Genomic DNA, 20,846 nt, shown 5'->3' on the forward strand with positions numbered 1-20,846 from the left:
ACGCTCTGTCTAACACTTCACCTAGCAAAGCATCAAACATGTCCACATCGCCGAAGATCATCTACACCCTGACCGACGAAGCGCCTGCTCTGGCGACTTATTCGCTGCTGCCGATCGTCAAGGCGTTCACGCGCTCGTCCGACGTGATCGTTGAAACGCGCGATATCTCGCTCGCCGGCCGGATCATCGCTGCATTTCCGGACTACCTGACCGCGGAACAGAAGGGTTCCGACGATCTGGCGGAACTGGGTGGACTCACCACGCGTCCGGAAGCGAACATCATCAAGCTGCCGAACATCAGCGCGTCGGTGCCGCAACTGAAGGCCGCGATTACCGAGCTGCGCGATCAGGGCTTCAAGCTGCCGCCGTATCCGGACGTGGCGAATACCGACACTGAAAAAGACGTCAAGGCGCGTTACGACAAGATCAAGGGCAGCGCGGTGAACCCGGTGCTGCGCGAAGGCAATTCGGATCGCCGCGCGCCGTTGTCGGTGAAGAACTACGCACGCAAGCACCCGCACAAGATGGGCGCGTGGAGCGCGGACTCGAAGTCGCACGTGGCGCATATGAGCGGCGGCGATTTCTACGGCAGCGAAAAATCGGCGCTGATCGCAGCAGCCGGCGCCGTGAAAATCGAACTGATCGCCGCCGACGGTTCGGCGAAGGTCCTGAAAGAAAAGACGGCCGTGCAAGCGGGCGAGATCATCGACGCTTCGGTGCTCTCGAAGAACGCGCTGCGCAGCTTCATCGAAGCAGAAATCGCCGATGCGAAAGCGAAGGGCGTGCTGTTCTCGGTGCACCTGAAGGCCACCATGATGAAGGTGTCGGATCCGATCATCTTCGGTCACGTGGTCTCGGTGTTCTACAAAGACGTGCTGACCAAGCACGCCGACGCGCTGGCGCAAGCCGGCTTCAACCCGAACAACGGTATCGGCGACCTGTACGCGCGCCTGAAGGATTTGCCGACTGAAACGCGCGAAGCGATTGAAGCCGACATCAAGGCTCAATACGCGCAACGCCCGCAACTGGCCATGGTCAACTCGGACAAGGGCATCACCAGCCTGCACGTGCCGAGCGACGTGATCGTCGACGCTTCCATGCCGGCCATGATTCGCGAGTCGGGCAAGATGTGGGGCGCGGACGGTGCACTGCACGACGCCAAGGCAGTGATTCCGGACCGTTGCTACGCCGGCGTCTACCAGGCAGTGATCGAAGACTGCAAGAAGAACGGTGCATTCGACCCGGTCACCATGGGCACGGTGCCGAACGTCGGCCTGATGGCACAAGCCGCTGAAGAATACGGTTCACATGACAAGACGTTCCAGATCCCGGCAAACGGCGTGGTTCGCGTGACCGACGCAGCCGGTACGGTGCTGATCGAGCAGGCGGTTGAAGCGGGCGACATCTGGCGCATGTGCCAGACCAAAGATGCGCCGGTCCAGGATTGGGTCAAGCTCGCGGTGAACCGCGCACGCGCCACCAACACGCCGGCTATTTTCTGGCTGGACGCGGCACGTGCGCACGACGCCCAGATCATCAAAAAGGTCGAGCAATACCTGAAGGACCACGACACCAACGGTCTGGATATCCGCGTCATGACGCCGGTTGAAGCGACCAAGTTCTCGATCGAGCGCATCCGCGCCGGCAAGGACACCATCTCGGTCACCGGCAACGTGCTGCGCGACTACCTGACCGACCTGTTCCCGATCATGGAACTGGGCACCAGCGCGAAGATGCTGTCGATCGTTCCGCTGATGGCAGGTGGCGGCATGTTCGAAACGGGCGCGGGCGGTTCGGCGCCGAAGCACGTTCAGCAATTGGTCGAAGAAGGTTTCCTGCGTTGGGACTCGCTCGGCGAATTCCTGGCGTTGGCGGCTTCGCTCGAACACCTGAGCGGCGCGTATCACAACCCGAAGGCGCAGGTTCTGGCCAAGACGCTGGATCAGGCAACGGGCAAGTTCCTCGACAACGACAAGTCGCCGGCGCGCAAGATTGGCGGTATCGACAACCGCGGCAGCCACTTCTACCTGGCGATGTACTGGGCGGAAGCGCTGGCCGCGCAAACCGACGACGCTGCCTTGCAGGCGCAGTTCGACGGCGTGGCGAAGGCGATGGCCGACAACGAAGCGAAGATCATCGAAGAGCTGGGTGCAGCGCAAGGCAAGCCGGTGGATATCGGCGGTTACTACCGTCCGAATGTTGAGCTGACGAGCAAGGCCATGCGCCCGAGCGCCACGCTGAACAAGATTGTGGACGCGGTTGCTTAATGGTTGGAATGACGTGCTGAGTGGCGTGCCGAATGAGGTACTTAGGCCGTTCCTGAAAGTACCGAAGCAGGCACTGAAGTAAGCAGCAAACAAAACGATGGCGCTCCCGAGGAGCGCCATCGTCGTTTCTACGCTTACTTGGGTGGCGGTCATGCCTGGCCCTCACACGTGAACGATTTCCCAATCGCTGAGTTTTTCTGGAATTTCGAGCGTCGACGTGTCGACTTCGGTCAACTGCGGGCAGGTCAGGCCGCGTGCGACTTCATCGGCTGCCTGTTGCGGGCTGGAAAATTCACCGAGCGTCTCGTTGCCGTAGGTTGCCTCCCAACCGCCCTGGCCCGGCAAAATGTAGAACGCTCCCTGGGTCGATCCAAAGCGAAAGCCTTTCATTTTTAGTCTCCCAATTGCCATTTAAAAACCGCTGCGCCGCGGCGGCTTCATGCGTGGAGCGGGGGACATACTGCGACTGCGTTTTCGTCCCGTCTATTTCGCTGCATCACATGAAGCGCCGACTCTTGTAAAAGAGTCTACGTCAGCGGGTCTCGGCGCAAGGGGCTGTTAGACAGTTCATTCGATCAAAAAATATCGTTTAAAAATAAAGGCTTGTTGTCGTCATTTTACGATGTGCAACGTGGGGCGGCATTGCGAAATGGCGAATTTGTGCCACGCACCACGATTTTTTACGAAGCAAGGACTCGTTCCACATCGTGAAATTTTGGCGGATCGGCCAAATAGTGGGGCGGGGTTCATTCAGGGCGGAGCGCGGCTTCGCCCGTGAGCGTTCTGTTCAGGAAAGAACCTGGCCTAGGAACGCCAACAACACGCGGTTGAATTCGTCCGGCCGTTGCAGCGGGGCGAAATGGCTCACGCCAGGCAAAAGAATCAACTTCGCGCCGGGAATGGTGCGGGCGAGGTAGTCGGCGTGTTCCGGCTTGATGAATTCGTCGTGCTCGCTCTGGACGATCGCAACCGGCACTCGAATCCCGGCCAGATCGCGCGCGGAGTAGTTGGGCTGGGTTCTCATCATTTCGCTGACCGCGCCGACAAATGCGTCGAACTCGTCCGGCGTCGCCGAGAGTTGCGCGTAGTCTTTGGCATGCCGTCCGAAGCAGCGATCGATGATCGGCGTCGGCACGAATTCCTTCGTCCCGCTCGGATCCATATTGCAGCCGAAGAAAAACACGCCTGCAACCCGCTCAGGGACCTGGCGGCCCAGCACCAGGGCGACGCATGCGCCGTCGCTCCAACCGGCTAGTGCGGCTCGGTCGAGTTGGAGCGTGTCCATTACGGCCAGCACGTCGGAGGCCATCAGCTCATACATATAGGGGCGCGCGTCGCGGGTGCTGCGGCCATGGCCGCGGCTGTCGATGACTATCACGCGATGCCCCGAGCCGACCAGCGCAGGGACCTGATAGCCCCAGTTGCCGCTGTGCCCCAGGCCGCCGTGCAGCAGGATCACCGGTTTGCCTGTTCCATATGACGCGTACCAGATTCGAGCGCCATCGTGCTCGACGTAGCCGTGGTCGTTCGGGACAGGCAGCGGGGCTGCGCCGTGGGCTGCGAAATGGGTGAGGTCGTCGTCGTGGGATTGCATGAGGGGTGCCTTCCTGGTGAGCTCAGTAATGCAAGGATCCACCAGGTTGCCGGCGCCGCCACCAGAAATTCAACAAAGCTACGAATTTTCGCGCCTGGACGGTGGGTGGCGCGACTTCTCTCCTCGGCGCGGGAAATACGACCGGCATCAACACGATCGACGCTACTAAAAACAGACCCGGCGCACAGGCCGGGTTTGTTTACAGAACCACTACCGCTCAACTCGAAACATACGCCACATACGGCCCCGTACCCCCACCCGTGGACGTCTTACCCGAAATGCCGTAGTACACGTGCCGGCCGTAGAAGAACGGCATACCAAAGTCGAACTGCCGCGAGATATAAATGCCGAGGTTGTTGAACGCGGAATTCCCCGACGCGTTCAGTGTCGCCCCATTCGCGATATTGAAACCGAGTGAGACACTCGCCGGACTGGTTGCCACCAGCGTCGACGTCCGCCCAACCGTGGTCGTCGGGATGTAGTACCCGGTCGTACTATCAACCGGGATCGTCAAGTCAGGGAAGAACAGCACCGTCGATCCGGAATCGAAGAACGTCTTCGTCAGCGTCGAGCCACCGTAGGTCGACGCGAAGTCGCCGTTCCCGTTCGTCCTGATCAGCGTGGCGCCCGTGCCTGACAACGTATTGTTGGTCTGCGTGTCGATTCCGAACACCAGCGTGCCCTGAGCCGTCGCACTGCCGCTGTCGGAAACCTGCGCCATCTCCAGAATGACACCGTTGTTATCCAGCGCGAACTTGGTGACCGGATTGGTGATCTGTCCGCTTACAGGCACCGAGGTGGCCACGCCCGCGTTGGTGTAGTAGAACGTCGACACCGCTGCATTCGCGCATGCCGAGCCGCAGTCATTCGGGCTCACACCGATGCCGAGAATGCCGTTTGCGCCGAGATCTGTCGTGGTGGTCAGTGAGCGGCCAACCTGGCACTCCGTCGGCGCAGCCACGGTCAGGTCCGAATCGCCGATCACGTGGATCGGTACGCTCGAGGCAACCTCACCCGACATCGCAATGTCCGCAAGATGGACGGAACCCCATGCATAGCCGCTGCCGAACAATGCGCATTCGGCGAGCGGGAGACCTCCCGACTGGGCGGTTTCGGCTGTCAGCGCGCTGAAGGTGGCGGCCGGAATCGCTGAGCGAACCAGACGCAGCCCGAACGATTCGGTATCGACGATCACGTTCGGGATCGTCGCGCAGCTGGTGCCGGCGCTAGATCCTGGGGCGCAGATCGTGACGCTGACCATGGGCTGATTGTGGATGCCCGTTTTGCTGACCGTCACGGCCATCGTATTGCCGGGACCGACCGCAGTAGGTACCGCCGACGCGTCCACCGCGAGGACGTTGGACGACGAACTCGTTCCACTCGGTGTCGCCGGCGAACCCCCTGGTGCGTTTATCGATGTGTTGCTGTTGGTTCCACTGTTGCTGCCCCCGCTACCGCCACCGCAGCCAGCCAGACTCAGGCCGAGCGCTGCGGCAATGATCCATGCGATTTTGCGCACTTTTATTCTCTCGATTGATTTTTAAAGACTTACTTGATGTCGTCAGCGCTAACGCCTTGCGGCAACGCTTGCGGCAGGTAGGCTCGACCCGCGAAGGCGCCCATATGGCCGCCCGTTTCAACGACCAGAGCCGACTGACGCACGACCGCTGAGCCATAGCCGCCGCCTTGCGCTGCGTGCGCGTCAGTGAGTCCCTGCACGTAAGACGGGAAGTAAGTGGCGAGCAGCGTGTTGAGCGGCGGCATGGTAGGGCCTTCCCAGCTCAACGCGAACACGGTGTTGCCTGCCGTGATGTACTCGTTCACGACCGTGCCCGACGCAAGCGTGGTCTGACTCACGGTGTAAGTGGACGAAGCTGCATTGCCGCTGGCGGCAAAGCGGGCCACGGCAGTGCCGCCCTGGCTGGCCGCCCCTGCGCTGGTACTGCTGGCGGTCACGGGGTAGGTCGGTGCGCCGCCTAATCCTGCATACGCCGGAGCAATCGTGGCGACCGAGGCCGCAGCCACCACGAGCATTCGAAATTGGCTGATTATCATTTTTTGGTTTTCGACGTTTTTGGAAAATACGCGCGAACGTTTCCTCGCGCCCACGCGATGTAAATACTAGTGCGCTGCTCTTTGATTAAATCAGATGAATAGCGAGGCGAATCGGGTTCTATTTGAAATTGAAAGCTAATGCACGATAGATAATCAATGCCCTGCGTGACCACGCCGCGCTGATATTCGGATCCCGGCTAACCGTCTGCCCAACCGGTAGCGCAAGGTAAGAACCTGTCCTTTCGGCACGTGCCTGACTCCCCAGTGTGGCCGCTTTATCTGGTGTGCGGCGCTAGATTTTGTCTCTGTCCGGTTGTGCTGTCGATTGAATCATTGAATACGCGTAATCTCAAGCCTGGCCGCCCACTTCAATCCTGCCGAGCTTTTCGATCAGTACCGCAACGAAGGTTTCCGTGACAGGCGGCAGGGTCTTGCCGCGCTTCTTGATAAGGGCGATAGGGCGGGTGAACGCGGGATCGTCGATGGGGCGCACTATCAGTTCAGGTTCCGCTCTGACCTCGCGGGCCGACGCCGGCAGGATGGTCACACCGAGCCCCGCGCGGACCATTGCGACCGCACTCATCATGTAGGTCGGCTCGCACGCGATCTCCGGCATGGCCTGTGCGTCGGCAAACGCACTGTCGACTACCGCCCGCACGCTCGTGCCCTGCGCAGTGAGCACGAGCGGGACACTGGCAAGATCGGCCAGCGTGATGCGCTTGCGGCGCGCCAGTGCATGGCGTTTCGGAAACACCGCCACCAGCCGGTCGATGCCCGCATGCAGCACCTCGAAGCTAGCGTCGCCCAGTTCGCCGCCGGTCAGGCCGATATCCACTTCCTCGTTGCGCACCAGTGTGTTGACCATGCTGGCGACCACGTCGCGCACATGAAAGCTCACGCGCGGCACGGTCTTCTTCACGTCCTGCACGAGTTCCGGCAATACGCTCGCCGCGAAAGTGGGCAAGCACGCGATCCGGACCGTGCCGCTCGAGCCCTCACCGAGCGCACGTGCGTCGATCAGCACGTGTTCCATGTCATGCAGGGACTTTTGCAGGAGCGGCAGCAGTTCGCGGCCGGTCGGCGTGAGTGCGACATTGCGGCTGTTGCGATCGAACAGGCGCAGCCCGACCGTCTCCTCGAGGCGCCGTATTTGCACCGTCAAGGCCGGTTGAGAGAGATGCAGGCGCGTGGCCGCGCGCGTGAAACTGCCGGTTTGCGCCACGGCGATAAACGCGCGAATGTCTCGAAGGTTCAGATCCATGATGGTTTGTAATAGCTGCGATCAATTCATTTCAATTGATTTATCGCCGCCTCGAACTTACGCTGGATCACAGTAAAAAACAACATCGGAGACAAGGACATGCTGCCATTGCTGGGGCTAGCCACCATCGTCGTGCTACTTGGCGCGATTCTGTCGAAACGGATGTCGCCGCTGGTGGCGCTCATCATCGTGCCGCTCGCCGCGTCGCTGATCGGCGGGTTCGGTTTTCAGACAAGCAAATTCGTGATCGACGGGCTCAAGAGCCTCGCGCCCGTCGTCGGCATGTTCGTGTTTGCGATTCTCTACTTCGGCACGATCACCGATGCCGGCACGCTCGATCCGATCATCGACCGCATTCTGCGCGCTGTGGGGACGCGGCCCACACGGATCGTGATAGGTACCACGTTGCTTGCGCTGCTGATTCACCTCGACGGTTCCGGCGCGGTGTGCTTTCTTGTCACGATTCCCGCGATGCTGCCGCTCTACGATCGTTTGAAGATGGACCGGCGCGTGCTGGCCGCGGCCGTTTCGATGGCCGCTGGCATCAATTTTCTGCCGTGGACGGGACCGATGATTCGCGCGTCGGCCTCGCTGCATCTGCCGATTTCGGCGTTGTTCAACCCGCTGATTCCCGTGCAATTGATCGGCCTGGTGTTCGTCTTCAGCGTTGCGTTCTGGCTTGGGCGGCGCGAAGAAAAGCGGCTCGGCCTCACCGCCGCGAACGGTTCCGCGCCGATGCCAAAACGAGAGTTGACGCCCGAAGAGCAAGCCTTGCGCCGACCGAAAAACTTCTGGTTCAACATCGTCCTGACGCTCGTCGTACTCGGCACGATGGTCGTGATGGGCGAGAAGATTCCGCCGGCCATCATGTTCATGGTCGGACTATGCATCGCGTTGATGGTGAACTATCCGAACGTCGACATGCAGCGTAAGCGGATCGACGCTCACGCGCGCGCCGCGTTGATGATGGCCGGCATTCTGCTGGCGGCCGGCGTGTTCACCGGCGTGATGCAGGGCAGCGGTATGCTGAAAGCCATGGCACAGGCGGCAGTCGGCTTCGTGCCGCCCGCCATGGCGGGCCACATTCCCGTCGCGCTCGGGTTGGTGTCGATGCCGTTGAGCATGCTGTTCGATCCGGACTCGTTTTACTTCGGCGTACTGCCGGTGATTGCCGAAGTGGCCGGCCAACTCGGCGTGCCCGCCGTGCATGTCGGCCAGGCCGCGCTGCTTGGCCAGATGACCACCGGCTTTCCGGTCAGCCCGCTGACGCCGGCGACTTTCCTTGTGGTTGGCCTGTGCGGTATCGATCTCGCCGACCACCAAAAATTCACGTTCCCCCTGCTGTTCGGCGCGTCGATCGTCATGACGATCGCCTGCGTCGTGCTGGGGATATTCTCGTTGTGAGATTGACTGTTTGACTGAATGGAAGCGACCAGCATGATAGCGACTCCACATAGGCAGCCGGTCCGAATCGGCGCGGGCGCGGGATATTCCGGCGACCGTATCGAACCCGCGGTCGAACTGGCGGAACACGGCGCGCTCGATTACCTGGTATTCGAGTGCCTCGCCGAACGCACGATTGCGATCGCGCAGCAGGCGCGCAGCAAAGAGCCTGAGCTGGGCTACGACCCGTTGCTCGAAACGCGCATGATGGCTGTGCTGCCCGCAGCGATTCGCAACGGCGTGCGGATCATTTCGAACATGGGCGCGGCCAATCCGCTTGCGGCGGCGCGAAAGACTGCCGAGATCGCGCGCTCGCTCGGTCTGGGTGACGTGAAGATTGCCGCCGTCACCGGCGACGATGTGCTCGACGTCGTGCGGCAGGGCAATTTCCGTTTTGAAGAGTCGGGGGAAAGCGTCGCTTCATATAGCGATCGCCTCGTATCCGCGAATGCCTATCTCGGCGCGGCGGCGATTGTCGAGGCGCTCGCGGCCGGCGCGCAAATCGTCCTGACCGGACGTGTCGCCGATCCGTCGCTGTTTGTCGCGCCACTGATCCACGAATTCGGCTGGCAGATGGACGACTGGCAGACCCTTGGCCAGGCGACTGTGACCGGCCATCTGCTCGAATGCGCGGGACAGATCACCGGCGGGTATTTTGCCGACCCGGGTTTCAAGGACGTGCCCAATCTCGCGAGGCTCGGCTTTCCGATCGCCGAGGTCGCTGAGGACGGCACGGTGGTCATCACCAAGCTCCCGCAGGCCGGTGGCCGGGTAACCGAAGCAACCTGCAAAGAGCAACTGATGTATGAGATTCACGATCCGCAGCGTTATTTGCAACCGGACGTGGTCGCCGATTTCACACAGGTGCGTGTTATGCAGGAAGCGCCGGATCGCATTCGCGTGAGCGGCGGGCGCGGCACGCCGCGTACCGATACGTTGAAGGTGTCGGTCGCTTACTTCGATGGCTATATCGGCGAAGGGCAGATTTCATACGGCGGTCCCGGCGCGCTGGCGCGTGCCCGGCTGGCACTCGATATCGTGCGGGAAAGGCTTGCCTTGACGGGCGTCGAAACGCGTGAATTGCGCTTCGATCTGATCGGTGTGAACGCATTGCATGGCGATGCGGCGGCTGCCGGTCACGCTGAGCCTTATGAAGTGCGAGTACGGGTCGCGGGGCGCGCTGAATCGCTGGCGCAGGCAGTGCGGATCGGCAACGAGGTAGAGACGCTTTACACGAACGGCCCGGCGGGCGGTGGCGGCGTGACGAAGTCAGCGCGCGAAGTCGTCGCGGTGCAATCGGTATTGTTGCCGCGCGCGCATGTCAAGCCGGCATTCTCGCTGGTGGAGGCGTGATATGAAACTACGTGAGCTTGCTCATTCGCGGACCGGCGACAAAGGCAATACGCTGAATATCTCCGTCATCTGTTATGACGCGAAGCACTATGAGCATCTGCGGGCGGTGTTGACCGTGGAGCGGGTCAAGGCGCATTTGAACGACGTAGTGCGCGGCGAAGTCGTGCGCTATGAACTGCCTGGCATCGCCGCATTCAACTTCGTGCTCGGCCATGCGCTCGGTGGCGGCGTGACGCGTTCGCTTGCGCTCGACGCGCACGGCAAATCGTTGAGTTCGGCTTTGATGGGGCTGAAGGTGGAGGATCCGGCTGCGGTCCCTTAGCCGGCTTCATGGTTAGCTGGCGCTGCCGGGCAGCCTGAGCCCTTAAGCGAGTTGAGGTCGCCGGGCATCCGGCTCAGCCGCTCGCCTTGCTCAACTCATGCGCGCGCCGAAGTCTCTCGCGGCTGTTGCTCAAATGCATGCGCATCGCGGCGCGCGCATCGTCCGCGTCCTGGCGTTCAATGGCCCGATAGATCATCTGATGCTCGCTGAGCACATTGCGCAGGATCTCGATATGGTCGAGCTCCGCGATCTCGGCGGTGCCGAGCCGCGTGCGCGGGCTCACCGCGCGGCCGAGTTGGCTGAGCACATCGAAGAAGTAGCGGTTGCCGCTGGCGCGCGCGATCTGCAGATGAAACTCGATGTCGTGCGCCAACGTGTCGGTGCTTCCCCGTTCGAGTTCGGATTCAAAGCGCTCCAGTGTGGCGCGAATCTGCTTGAGATTCTGCTCGGTGCGTCGCGCTGCCGCGAGCGCGGCCGAGGCCGCTTCGACGTCGATGCGGAATTCGATGATCGCCATGACGTCCAGCATGCTGGAGAGGTCGGCGGCGGGCAGCTGCATGGACTGTTCCGTGGCCGGCTCCAGAACGAACGTGCCGATGCCGTGACGCGTCTCGACCACTTTGGCCGCCTGCAGGCGCGAGATGGCCTCGCGGACCACGGAGCGGCTCACCGAGAGCTGCTTCATCATCGCGACTTCAGTCGGGATACGGTCTCCGGGCCGCAGGCTGCCGCGGCGGATTTCATCGGAAAGGGTGGCCACCACCTTCTCAGTTAGGCTGCTCATCTCTGTTGTTTATTGACTAATCGGCTGGAAATTCACACGTTGCGTGGGCGAGTGACGTCGCGAGTCGTCTCGTCTCGACACAGCCATCATAGCGTCTGTCCGAAAGGTGCCGATTTGAATCTCTTGCTCCCGATGCATACGACGACGGCTCGTTGACCGAACATGGCCTGCATAGCTCGCCAGTCTTTTATCATGTCATCAGACGTCTTAATTCGATTCTACAGTTTCAACGGCTACAGCGGTATCGTGGCGTCCGCATCCCAGCGTATATGGTGTGCATGGCAGGGTAAACACCCCATTGGAATCGGTGATTGGAACGGGGTAGACTGTCGTCAGACAACGTATCACGCATTTTAGGACCGAATCGCCCGGCCTGCTCGAATGTGCCGCGTGCGTTCGATCAGGCCGCCGGAGTGACCGGAACTGGAGACAACCTTGACATCTGCTCTCACCGCCGCTGCTGACCCGTTAGAGTCCGCGGTCTCGAAGGTCAAGCGGCACGTGCTGCCGCTTTTCCTGATCATGTTCATCGCGAACTACATCGATCGCGTGAACATCGGCTTCGTCAATTCCCACATGCAGACGGACCTCGGCATCGGCGCTGCCGCCTATGGCCTCGGGAGCGGGTTGTTCTTTGTCGGCTACGCGTTGTTCGAGGTGCCGTCGAATGTGTTGATGCAGAAGTACGGCGCGCGCGCCTGGCTGACCCGGATCATGGGCACCTGGGGGCTGGTCGCGGCGGCCATGGCGTTCGTCTGGAACGACACGTCCTTCTACGTGCTGCGATTCCTGCTCGGTATCGCTGAAGCCGGCTTCTTTCCGGGTGTGGTGTTTTACTTTACTCAATGGCTGCCGCAGAAAGAGCGCGGCAAGGCTGTGGCGGTTTTTCTCTCGGGCTCCGCGCTCGCGTCGGTGCTGTCCGGTCCGATCACAGGCAGTCTGTTGTCGATTCGCGGTCTTGGCCTGCACGGTTGGCAATGGATGTTTCTCATTGAGGGCGGCTTCTCCATCGTGCTGTGCGGTGTGAGCTGGCTGCTGCTGAAGTCGCGCATTCGCGATGCCTCCTGGCTGACAGCTAAGGAACAGACCGTTCTCGAAAGCGCGATCGCCGCGGAGCAGGCCGAGCGCGAGGCGCACGGCGGCGCGCATCTGCCGACCATGAAATTGCTGAAGGACCCGCAGATTCTGCTGTTCTGCTTCCTGTACTTCGCGATTCAATTGACCATTTACGCGGCCACTTTCTGGCTGCCGACGATCATCCGCAAGATGGGCGGACTCTCGGACTTCGAAGTCGGCATGTTCAACACCATTCCGTGGCTCATCGCCATGGTCGCGATGTATTGCTTCGCGGTGTTGTCGGCGAAATGGCGTTTTCAGCAAGCGTGGCTGGCGGTAGCGCTTGTTATCGCAGCGTGCGGGCTGTTCGCTTCGACGTCGGGTAATCCGGTGCTGTCGTTTGTGGCAATCTGCTTCTCAGCGATCGGTTTCAAGGCCGCGTCTTCGCTCTTCTGGCCGATTCCGCAGGGTTATCTGGACGCTCGCGTGGCCGCCGCCGTCATCGCGCTGATCAATTCGATCGGCAACTTGGGCGGGTTCTTCGCACCGGCTGCTTTCGGCTATCTGCAGCAGCACACCGGCTCGATCACCGGTGGTCTGTACGCCTTGGGCGTGGCTTCGCTGATCGCGGCGGCGGCCGGCTTCCTGACCCGCAATCGCCGTGTGAACCGCGACGCGTTGCCTGAGCCACTCCATAGCAAAGCGCATTGAATTTCGATCGACCGCCGCCAGTCGGCTTATTCACTTACCTGGTCCCACTATCATGTCCACGAACTCATCCCAATCGAACGCCACGCCGATCGTGACCGAGCTGCGCGTCGTGCCCGTCGCCGGCCGTGACAGCATGCTGATGAATCTGAGCGGCGCGCATGGCCCGTTCTTCACGCGCAATATCGTCATTCTGCGCGACAGCGCGGGACATACCGGTGTCGGCGAAGTGCCGGGCGGCGAGAGCATCCGCAAGACGATCGACGACGCGCGTCCGCTGGTTGTCGGGCAATCGATCGGCAATCTCCAGGCTATCCTGAACAAGGCACGTACGCAGTTCGCCGACCGCGACGCGGGGGGCCGTGGCCTGCAGACTTTCGATCTGCGCACCACCATTCACGCAGTGACCGCACTCGAAGCCGCGCTGCTCGATCTGCTCGGACAGCATCTGGGTGTCCCTGTTGCGGCACTGCTCGGCGAAGGCCAGCAACGCGACGAAGTGGAAATGCTCGGTTATCTGTTCTATATCGGCGACCGCAAGAAAACCGATCTGCCCTATGACAGTGGCGCGGAAGGGCGCGACGACTGGGAGCGCGTGCGTACCGAAGAAGCGATGACACCCGAGGCGGTAGTGCGGCTTGCCGAGGCAGCGCAAGCACGCTATGGATTCAACGATTTCAAGCTCAAGGGCGGCGTGCTGCCCGGCGACGCCGAAATCGAAGCGGTGACGGCGCTCGCCGAACGCTTCCCCAATGCCCGCGTCACGCTCGACCCGAACGGCGCATGGTCGCTCGCGGAAGCGGTGCGCCTGTGCCGCGACCAACACGACGTGCTGGCTTACGCAGAAGATCCGTGCGGCGCGGAAAACGGCTACTCGGGCCGCGAGGTGATGGCCGAATTCCGCCGTGCGACCGGTCTGCCGACGGCGACCAACATGATCGCGACCGACTGGCGTCAGATGGGTCACGCGATCCAGTTGCAGTCCGTGGATATTCCGCTTGCCGATCCGCACTTCTGGACCATGCAGGGTTCGGTGCGCGTGGCGCAGATGTGCAACGAGTGGGGCCTGACCTGGGGCTCGCATTCGAACAATCACTTCGACATTTCGCTCGCGATGTTCACGCATGTCGCGGCAGCGGCGCCCGGCAAGATCACGGCGATCGACACGCACTGGATCTGGCAGGACGGTCAGCGCCTGACGCGCGAGCCGCTGCAGATCGTGGGCGGCAAGGTCAAGGTGCCTCAGGCCGCCGGCCTCGGTGTCGAGCTGGATATGGACGAGATCGAGAAGGCGCACGCGCTGTATCTGCAACACGGCCTCGGCGCACGCGACGACGGCGTGGCCATGCAGTACCTGATTCCGAACTGGAAGTTCGATAACAAGCGCCCGTGTCTGGTGCGTTGAGTTTCCCCATGATCTGAGCGGCGCTTCGTGCGGCCGCTTGCTTTTACCCACCATTCACGCTGTCACGCTATGACCTCACCTCAAGAACTCAAAGCGATCGTTTCCGAAGGCCTACTGTCCTTTCCGGTGACCGACTTCGACGAACAAGGCGATTTTCGCGCCGATACCTATGCTGCGCGCCTCGAATGGCTCGCACCTTATGGTGCGACCGCGCTGTTTGCGGCCGGTGGCACGGGCGAATTTTTCTCGCTGACCAAAAGCGACTACACGAACGTGATTCGCACGGCGACCGAGACCTGCCGGGGCAAGGTGCCGATTCTTGCCGGCGCGGGTGGTCCGACGCGCGTGGCGATCGACTACGCGCAGGAAGCCGAGCGCCTCGGCGCGAGCGGCGTGCTGCTGATGCCGCACTATCTGACCGAGGCATCGCAGGAAGGGATTGCCGCGCACGTCGAGCAGGTCTGCAAGGCTGTGAAGAACATCGGCGTGATCGTCTATAACCGCGCGAATTCGAAACTGAATGCGGACATGCTCGAACGTCTCGCTGACAGTTGCCCGAACCTGATCGGCTTCAAGGACGGCGTGGGTGAAATCGAGGCGATGGTGACGATTCGCCGCCGTCTCGGCGACCGCTTCTCGTATCTCGGCGGCCTGCCTACCGCGGAAGTTTACGCCGCGGCATATAAGGCGCTGGGTGTGCCGGTGTATTCGTCGGCCGTGTTCAACTTCATTCCGAAGACGGCGATGGAGTTTTATCGCGCGATTGCCGCGGATGATCATGCGACCGTCGGCAAGCTGATCGACGAATTCTTCCTGCCGTATCTGGCGATCCGCAATCGTCGTCAGGGTTATGCGGTGAGTATCGTGAAGGCCGGCGCGAAGCTGGTCGGCCGCAGCGCAGGTCCGGTGCGCGCGCCGCTGACCGATCTGACCGCAGAAGAAATGGCGCAACTCGACGTGCTGATCAAGAAGCTCGGCGCGCAGTAAATTGGGCAATAAGCGGCACAAGTAGTGAGGGCGGTTTCGCCGCCCTCACCTCAACTCCGGCGAAACACAACGTGCGAGATGCGTTGTACGAGCAGTGCGGCCGCAAGCGCCGCCACTGCCGTCAGCCACACACCGATATGAATCGACTGCACCAGCGCATCGCGTGCCGTGTCGATCAACGCCAGTGTATTGAGCCCCGACGTCTTCATATCCGCAATCAGTTTCAGGCGCACCGTTTCGTCGATCAGGATGCGTAGATCGACAAAACGCGGCTGCCATTGCGATACTGCCGGCTCGCCGAGCACGCTCATCGTGCGCGTGACCACGTTGCGGTAGTGGTGCTGCACGACGGTTGCCACAATGCTGGTGCCGAGCATCCCACCCACCATGCGCGTGGACTGCAGCAGTGCGGTCGTGATGCCGAAGCGTTCACGCCCGGCAATCTCCTGGCCAAACACATTCAGATTGTTCAGGATGAAACCCAGGCCGATGCCGACGGCCGCCATCGGCAATTCGATCCACACGTGCGGCGTCTCCGGATTGGCAAACGCCAATGCGATCGACGCGAACAGCAGCAGCGCGAAACCGATCGATAGAATCCGCGTAGGTTTCTTCAGATGAATGACGATGCGCGTATTCAGCAGGCTGCCGAGCGCGATGCAAGCGGCGATCGGCGTCGCGAGCAGACCGGCCTGTTGCGGCGACAGTCCGAAACCGCCTTGCAACAGCAGCGGTGCGAAGAAGATCAGCGAGAACATCACGAAGCCGGACAGGAAGCCGAGTACGAAGAGCGTGACGAGTTGCGCGTCCTTGAACAGGTCGAGCGGAATGATCGGATGCGTGGCGCGTTTCTCGCACACCAGCAACGCAACGGCCCCTACGATCACGAAAGCCGCGAGCGCCAGGTTGCCGGCCGTCAGGCCGTCTTTCGGCACGGCTTCGATGAAAGCCTGCAGGCCGCCCAGCACGGCGGCGACAAGCGCCGCGCCGAGCCAGTCGATCTTGACCTCGCCCTCGTGCGGACGCTGGAAGTTGGGCAGATGCGCCCAGATGAAATAGAGTGCCGCGGCGCCCACCGGCAGGTTGATCAGGAAGGTGGAGCGCCAGCCCCAATGCTCGCTCATCCAGCCCCCCAGCGACGGACCCGCCGCGGTGCCGATTCCGTAGGCGGCCGCCATGACCACTTGCCAGCGCACGCGTGCGCGCGGATCGGGGAAAAGATCCGGGATCGATGCGAACGCCGTGCCCACCATCATCCCGCCGCCGACCCCTTGCAGACCGCGCGCGATGACGAGAAACAGCATGTCGTTCGCCACACCGCAGAGCACCGACGCCACCGTGAACGTGATGACCGCGGCGATCACGAAACGCTTGCGGCCGAAATAATCGCCGAGACGGCCGAACACGGGGACCGTCACCACCGACGCCAACAGGTACGCGCTGGCAATCCATGCGTAGTACTCGAAGCCATGCAGTTCGGCGACAATCGAGGGCAATGCGGTGCTGACGACGGTCTGGTCGAGTGCGACCAGCATGTTGACGAGGCCGATGCCGAGCATCGCGAAGAGGGCGTTTCGGAAAGGCAGGGCAGTCGCAGTCGGATTCACGGGGCTGGGAAAGAAGGGCGTGTCAGGGTAGGCGCTGCGCGGCAGGGCGCGGGCAGGGTCTCGACCACTATTGTGTCCTATAGTTGTCTGACCTCTCGTTTGGCGATTATACGGGTTTTCCCTTAAGAGAAACTATTCTCGACTCGATCTCGAGAAGCCGGCAGGAGGCCTTCAAAAACGACGACATAGTGTCGACAATGCGTACGGAAGTCTTGCAGAAGAAAATCTTGCGGGCTCGCAGCACATCGGCGACGCGTCGAAGCGGGAAAATTTCCCGGAATCTGTGATAAAAGTCAGATATTTAAAAAAAGCCTGTCTGAACAGGCCGTCAGATTGTGATCACTGATAAGAATTTAACTGGGCGTCGTTCCGCTACGGAGGCGTTGTGATTCGAAGCTGGCTTACCGGGGTGCTGTTTGCAGTGTGTTCCATCAGCAATGCGTTAGCGAGCGGACCGGATTGTTCCCGGCCGTTTACGCTTGGATTGCACGACCACGGACTGCTCTATTCGCTCGATACCGATAGCGGTATCGACAAGGACTTCGCCGACGAGTTGATCCGGCGTAGCGGTTGCCAGATCAAGGTCAGTCTGATGTCACGCGCGCGTATCTGGAAACTGATCGAGTCAGGCGCACTCGACTTCAGTCTTTCTGGAATCGCAAATGACGAACGCAATCAATATGCTTCGTTCGCGTGGTACTTCAGCAATAAATACTATCTGCTCGTGCGCAAGGATGCCGGCATCCAGAACGTCGCGGACTTCGAAAAAAGTAAACACGCGCAGCTCGGCGTGATCCGCAGTTTCCGCTACAGCACCTCGGCCAACGAACTGGTCGACAGACTGACGTCGGAAAACCGGGTGAGCCTCGCGGGCGGGCTCGAACCGCTCTACCAGGCGCTGATTCTTCGACAGATTCAGGGCATGATTATCGAGCCCTTCGATTACCCCGCGCTGGATGAGAAAAAGATCCGCGACGTCACGACGATCGTTGAGTTTAACGATCCTTCAGTGCCGCACGGTCTGATCATGTCGAAGAAAGCGCTTCCGGCCGCCGAGCGGGAGAAGTGGCGGGCGCTGGTGGACGAAATGCGTGCTGACGGAACGGTGCGCCGGATCTTCGAAAAGTACTTCAGGCCGGATCTGGCCGATGCCATGGTCAACTTCAAGGCGTCACCGTGATCCGGCTGCGCTCCGTCCTGCTGCCGTTGCTGGTGTTATCCGCGTCGCTTGGCGTGACCTGGGTAGTGTGGGATCACGAACGTCAGGCGACACGCAAGGAGTTTCAGACGCAGTTCGATTACACCCTGAGTGACGCGGTAGGCCGCATCGAACAGCGGATGGCGACCTACGAGCTGATGCTGCGAGGCGTGCAGAGCATGTTTGCCGCGAACGGAGAGTTCGATCGCGGCAGGTTCCGGCGCTACGTGAGCGCGCTCAATCTTGATGCGAACTTTTCCGGGGTCCACGCCGTGGGTGTGGTCGAATGGGTGCCCGCGGCGCGTAAAGCGGCCCACATAGCGGACATGCGCGAGGGCGGCGTTCCAGGCTACACGATTCATCCCGACGGGTTGCGCGGGGAATATGCCCCGATCGTTCAGCGCGAGCCCTTTGTTGGCCTTGCACGCAGCTCGCCCGGTTTTGACGCCTGGAACGAACCGGTGCGTCGCTCGGCGTTGGAGAAAGCCCGCGACTCCGGCCTCGCGGTTCTCTCGGGAAAGGTGCGTCTGTCGGTCGACATGGATGCGGACCCCCGGCCGGGCTTCATCCTGTATCTGCCGATCTACGCTGCCGGCAGACCGCAGGACAATGTTGCGCAGCGTCGAGCGAACATTGTTGGTTGGGTCTATGCATCGTTCCGGATGCACGATGTGATGGCCAGTCTCTACGGCGAACAGCCCCCCGGCATTTCGCTTGCCATTTACGATGGCGTCGAGCCCTTGGAGGCCGCGCTGTTGCATCGCACGTCAGATGCAAACAACCGGCATGCGCCGGCGCTCATCTCCGCAAACGAATATCTGGTTGTGGACGGACACGACTGGATGCTGTCGATGAGCGCCTCCGACGAGTTTCGATCCCGGATGGGGCGTAATGCCGAGGTGTTAATCGCAGGAACTGGCACGGGGTTGAGTCTCCTGCTGGCGCTTCTGACCTGGCTCATGATGACAGGGCGGGAGCGTGCCATGCGCCTCGCCTCGGCAATGACGCGGGAGTTGCGCGAGAACGAGGAGAAATTTCGCGCCATTGCCGACTGCACGGTGAACCTGGAAATCTGGTGGGGACCGGACGGCCAACCGCGCTGGATCAATCCCTCGGTTGAGTACTACACGGGCTATACAGTTGACGAATGCATGGCGATGCCCGATTTTGCCCGCACGCTGATCCATCCGGAGGACATCCCGCGCGTTGCGCCGGAATTTAAAAAGGGGCTTCAGGGTTCTCGCGGCGACGATCTCGAGTTTCGTTGCGTGCGCAAGGATGGATCGCTCCTCTGGCTGTCGGTCTCCTGGGTACCGATCAGCAATCAGAGGGGCGACTTCATCGGTTTTCGGACCAGCGGCCGCGATATCACCGAGCGCAAGAAGTCGGAGGAGAAGATCCGGGAACTTGCCTTCTATGACACGCTAACGCGCCTGCCTAATCGCGCGCTTCTTCTGGATCGGTTGAGGCAGTCAATGGTGGCCAGCCGGCAGAACAAGGTCTGCGCCGCCCTCATGTTCATCGATCTCGACCACTTCAAAACGCTGAACGATACGCTTGGGCACGACAAGGGCGATCTGCTCCTGCGACAGGTCGCGTATCGCCTGTCGAGTAGTGTCAATGAGGGCGACACGGTTGCCCGGGTCGGTGGTGACGAGTTCGTTGTAGTGCTGGGCAATCTCAGTCTGGACGTGGCTGATGCGACCATGGAAACCGTGGCGGTGGGAGAAAAAATTCTCTCCGTGCTGGGGAACGCTTACGAGCTCAACGGTGTTCAGTTTCGCAGCACCGCCAGCATAGGGGTCACCGTATTCAATGGGGAGCAGACGTCCACCGACGAGCTTTTCAAGCAGGCCGATCTCGCCATGTATAAATCGAAGGAGCGCGGCCGCAATGCCATGTGCTTCTTCGACCCTGCGATGCAGACGGCGGTGCTCAAGCGTGCCGAGCTGGAGGTGGGGCTGCGCAACGCCATCGAGGAGAACCGGTTTGTTCTGCACTATCAGGCGCAGGTCGTCGACGGCAATCACATAACCGGTGCGGAAGCGCTGGTGCGCTGGGAGCATCCCGAGCGCGGGCTGATTCCGCCTGGAGAGTTTATCCCGCTCGCAGAGGAGTCCGGGCTGATTCTCGAGATGGGCCGAACGGTATTGGCGTCCGCATGCACCCAGCTGGCCGTATGGGCAACGCGGCCATCGATGGCGCATCTGTCCATGGCCGTGAACGTCAGTGCCCGGCAATTTCGCGAGCCGGACTTCGTGGACAGTGTGCTCGACGTCATCAACCGGACTGGGGCGAGGGCGGACAGGTTGAAGCTCGAGCTCACCGAGAGCGTTCTCGTTGAGAACGTGCAGGACATTATCGAAAAGATGACCGCCCTTCGCGCTCGAGGCGTGACGTTCTCGCTGGATGACTTCGGCACTGGCTACTCTTCGCTGTCTTACCTGAAGCGATTGCCGTTGGACCAGCTGAAGATCGACCGCTCGTTTGTGCGCGACATCCTGGTCGATTCCAACGATGCGGACATCGCGAGAACGATCGTGGCGCTTGCCCGAAGTTTTAACCTGGGTGTCATCGCCGAGGGCGTCGAAACTGAAGCGCAACGAGATTTCCTTGCCGTAGCAGGGTGCCACGCCTATCAAGGTTTCCTCTTTTGCAAGCCGCTGCCGATTCAGGGTTTTGAACAGTTTGTGAGCCTGTTCAGTTCGCGGAGCCGGAGAGACGTTCGGTCGACGGGGAGCGACGAGAGAAACGTCGGTTCGGGTACGGTAAGCTGATCAATCGGTATCGAAGACAGACGTGCATG

The 20,846-nt window shown here is 61.1% G+C and carries 16 protein-coding genes; 9 read left to right on the top strand and 7 right to left on the bottom strand.

Translation table 11 applies throughout. The features are described 5' to 3' along the window. Positions 1 to 38: 38 nt before the first annotated feature. On the top strand, positions 39 to 2,267 hold the full coding sequence (locus KHO30_RS05720; protein ID WP_211700302.1) for an NADP-dependent isocitrate dehydrogenase: 2,229 nt from the start codon (positions 39 to 41) through the stop codon (positions 2,265 to 2,267). A 162-nt stretch (positions 2,268 to 2,429) separates the two neighbouring features. On the opposite strand, the gene KHO30_RS05725 is transcribed toward KHO30_RS05720, so the two are convergent. From KHO30_RS05725 to KHO30_RS05745, 5 genes are all read right to left on the bottom strand, one after another. Next, positions 2,430 to 2,657, bottom strand: coding sequence for a hypothetical protein (locus KHO30_RS05725; RefSeq protein WP_093637525.1), 228 nt, complete (start codon positions 2,655 to 2,657; stop codon positions 2,430 to 2,432). Between the two features lie 397 nt (positions 2,658 to 3,054). Further along, positions 3,055 to 3,861, bottom strand: coding sequence for an alpha/beta fold hydrolase (locus KHO30_RS05730; RefSeq protein WP_211700303.1), 807 nt, complete (start codon positions 3,859 to 3,861; stop codon positions 3,055 to 3,057). 217 nt (positions 3,862 to 4,078) lie between these two features. After that, complete coding sequence (locus KHO30_RS05735) at positions 4,079 to 5,380, bottom strand: DUF3443 family protein (RefSeq protein ID WP_211700304.1); 1,302 nt, start codon at positions 5,378 to 5,380, stop codon at positions 4,079 to 4,081. A gap of 29 nt (positions 5,381 to 5,409) precedes the next feature. Continuing rightward, the gene (locus KHO30_RS05740) at positions 5,410 to 5,916 is read right to left on the bottom strand and encodes a DUF2844 domain-containing protein (RefSeq protein ID WP_234487007.1); all 507 of its coding nucleotides are present in this window, start codon (positions 5,914 to 5,916) and stop codon (positions 5,410 to 5,412) included. 349 nt (positions 5,917 to 6,265) lie between these two features. Then, positions 6,266 to 7,177, bottom strand: coding sequence for a LysR family transcriptional regulator (locus tag KHO30_RS05745; protein WP_211700305.1), 912 nt, complete (start codon positions 7,175 to 7,177; stop codon positions 6,266 to 6,268). A 99-nt stretch (positions 7,178 to 7,276) separates the two neighbouring features. Here KHO30_RS05745 and KHO30_RS05750 point away from each other — a divergent pair, with 99 nt between their 5' ends. Genes KHO30_RS05750 through KHO30_RS05760 form a run of 3 tightly spaced genes read left to right on the top strand, consistent with a single transcriptional unit; the run spans position 7,277 to position 10,295 of the window. Further along, positions 7,277 to 8,581, top strand: a complete 1,305-nt coding sequence (locus tag KHO30_RS05750; protein ID WP_211700306.1) for a CitMHS family transporter — start codon at positions 7,277 to 7,279, stop codon at positions 8,579 to 8,581. A gap of 33 nt (positions 8,582 to 8,614) precedes the next feature. Then, positions 8,615 to 9,973: an acyclic terpene utilization AtuA family protein gene (locus tag KHO30_RS05755; RefSeq protein WP_211700307.1), complete on the top strand. Its 1,359-nt coding sequence runs from the start codon at positions 8,615 to 8,617 to the stop codon at positions 9,971 to 9,973. A gap of 1 nt (position 9,974) precedes the next feature. After that, positions 9,975 to 10,295 carry an AtuA-related protein gene (locus KHO30_RS05760; protein ID WP_211700308.1) on the top strand — a complete coding sequence of 107 codons (321 nt, stop codon included), beginning with the start codon at positions 9,975 to 9,977 and terminating at the stop codon, positions 10,293 to 10,295. 73 nt (positions 10,296 to 10,368) lie between these two features. On the opposite strand, the gene KHO30_RS05765 is transcribed toward KHO30_RS05760, so the two are convergent. After that, positions 10,369 to 11,079 carry a FadR/GntR family transcriptional regulator gene (locus KHO30_RS05765; RefSeq protein WP_211700309.1) on the bottom strand — a complete coding sequence of 237 codons (711 nt, stop codon included), beginning with the start codon at positions 11,077 to 11,079 and terminating at the stop codon, positions 10,369 to 10,371. A gap of 435 nt (positions 11,080 to 11,514) precedes the next feature. On the opposite strand from KHO30_RS05765, the gene KHO30_RS05770 reads away from it, so the two are divergent. The 3 genes from KHO30_RS05770 to kdgD all read left to right on the top strand — a co-directional run bounded on the left by KHO30_RS05770 (position 11,515) and on the right by kdgD (position 15,235). Then, a complete protein-coding gene (locus KHO30_RS05770) occupies positions 11,515 to 12,846 on the top strand; it encodes an MFS transporter (protein ID WP_200652100.1) in 1,332 nt (443 codons plus the stop codon). A 52-nt stretch (positions 12,847 to 12,898) separates the two neighbouring features. After that, positions 12,899 to 14,248, top strand: a complete 1,350-nt coding sequence (gene gudD, locus KHO30_RS05775) for a glucarate dehydratase (RefSeq protein WP_154559212.1) — start codon at positions 12,899 to 12,901, stop codon at positions 14,246 to 14,248. A 69-nt stretch (positions 14,249 to 14,317) separates the two neighbouring features. Then, positions 14,318 to 15,235: a 5-dehydro-4-deoxyglucarate dehydratase gene (gene kdgD, locus KHO30_RS05780; protein WP_093637486.1), complete on the top strand. Its 918-nt coding sequence runs from the start codon at positions 14,318 to 14,320 to the stop codon at positions 15,233 to 15,235. 50 nt (positions 15,236 to 15,285) lie between these two features. Here the strand turns inward: kdgD and KHO30_RS05785 are convergent, their stop codons facing one another. Beyond that, the gene (locus KHO30_RS05785; RefSeq protein WP_200619577.1) at positions 15,286 to 16,794 is read right to left on the bottom strand and encodes an MFS transporter; all 1,509 of its coding nucleotides are present in this window, start codon (positions 16,792 to 16,794) and stop codon (positions 15,286 to 15,288) included. Between the two features lie 433 nt (positions 16,795 to 17,227). Between KHO30_RS05785 and KHO30_RS05790 the strand changes: the two genes are divergently transcribed. Both KHO30_RS05790 and KHO30_RS05795 read left to right on the top strand, forming a co-directional pair. Further along, on the top strand, positions 17,228 to 18,022 hold the full coding sequence (locus KHO30_RS05790; RefSeq protein WP_200619576.1) for a substrate-binding periplasmic protein: 795 nt from the start codon (positions 17,228 to 17,230) through the stop codon (positions 18,020 to 18,022). Further along, positions 18,019 to 20,817 (top strand): bifunctional diguanylate cyclase/phosphodiesterase, encoded by a 2,799-nt coding sequence (locus KHO30_RS05795; protein ID WP_211700310.1) that lies wholly within the window; start codon positions 18,019 to 18,021, stop codon positions 20,815 to 20,817. The genes KHO30_RS05790 and KHO30_RS05795 overlap by 4 nt, the downstream gene beginning before the upstream one ends. Positions 20,818 to 20,846: the final 29 nt, after the last annotated feature.

The sequence above is a fragment of the Paraburkholderia aspalathi genome (genome assembly GCF_905220735.1).
In the GTDB taxonomy this organism is placed as follows: Bacteria; Pseudomonadota; Gammaproteobacteria; order Burkholderiales; family Burkholderiaceae; genus Paraburkholderia; species Paraburkholderia aspalathi.

What these genes read in the sequence shown, in the direction of transcription:
- KHO30_RS05720 (WP_211700302.1), top strand. Translation starts at nt 39, where the DNA reads ATGTCCACATCGCCGAAGATCATCTACACCCTGACCGACGAAGCGCCT.
- KHO30_RS05725 (WP_093637525.1), bottom strand. Translation starts at nt 2,657, where the DNA reads ATGAAAGGCTTTCGCTTTGGATCGACCCAGGGAGCGTTCTACATTTTG.
- KHO30_RS05730 (WP_211700303.1), bottom strand. Translation starts at nt 3,861, where the DNA reads ATGCAATCCCACGACGACGACCTCACCCATTTCGCAGCCCACGGCGCA.
- KHO30_RS05740 (WP_234487007.1), bottom strand. Translation starts at nt 5,916, where the DNA reads ATGATAATCAGCCAATTTCGAATGCTCGTGGTGGCTGCGGCCTCGGTC.
- KHO30_RS05745 (WP_211700305.1), bottom strand. Translation starts at nt 7,177, where the DNA reads ATGGATCTGAACCTTCGAGACATTCGCGCGTTTATCGCCGTGGCGCAA.
- KHO30_RS05750 (WP_211700306.1), top strand. Translation starts at nt 7,277, where the DNA reads ATGCTGCCATTGCTGGGGCTAGCCACCATCGTCGTGCTACTTGGCGCG.
- KHO30_RS05755 (WP_211700307.1), top strand. Translation starts at nt 8,615, where the DNA reads ATGATAGCGACTCCACATAGGCAGCCGGTCCGAATCGGCGCGGGCGCG.
- KHO30_RS05760 (WP_211700308.1), top strand. Translation starts at nt 9,975, where the DNA reads ATGAAACTACGTGAGCTTGCTCATTCGCGGACCGGCGACAAAGGCAAT.
- KHO30_RS05765 (WP_211700309.1), bottom strand. Translation starts at nt 11,079, where the DNA reads ATGAGCAGCCTAACTGAGAAGGTGGTGGCCACCCTTTCCGATGAAATC.
- gudD (WP_154559212.1), top strand. Translation starts at nt 12,899, where the DNA reads ATGTCCACGAACTCATCCCAATCGAACGCCACGCCGATCGTGACCGAG.
- kdgD (WP_093637486.1), top strand. Translation starts at nt 14,318, where the DNA reads ATGACCTCACCTCAAGAACTCAAAGCGATCGTTTCCGAAGGCCTACTG.
- KHO30_RS05785 (WP_200619577.1), bottom strand. Translation starts at nt 16,794, where the DNA reads ATGCTCGGCATCGGCCTCGTCAACATGCTGGTCGCACTCGACCAGACC.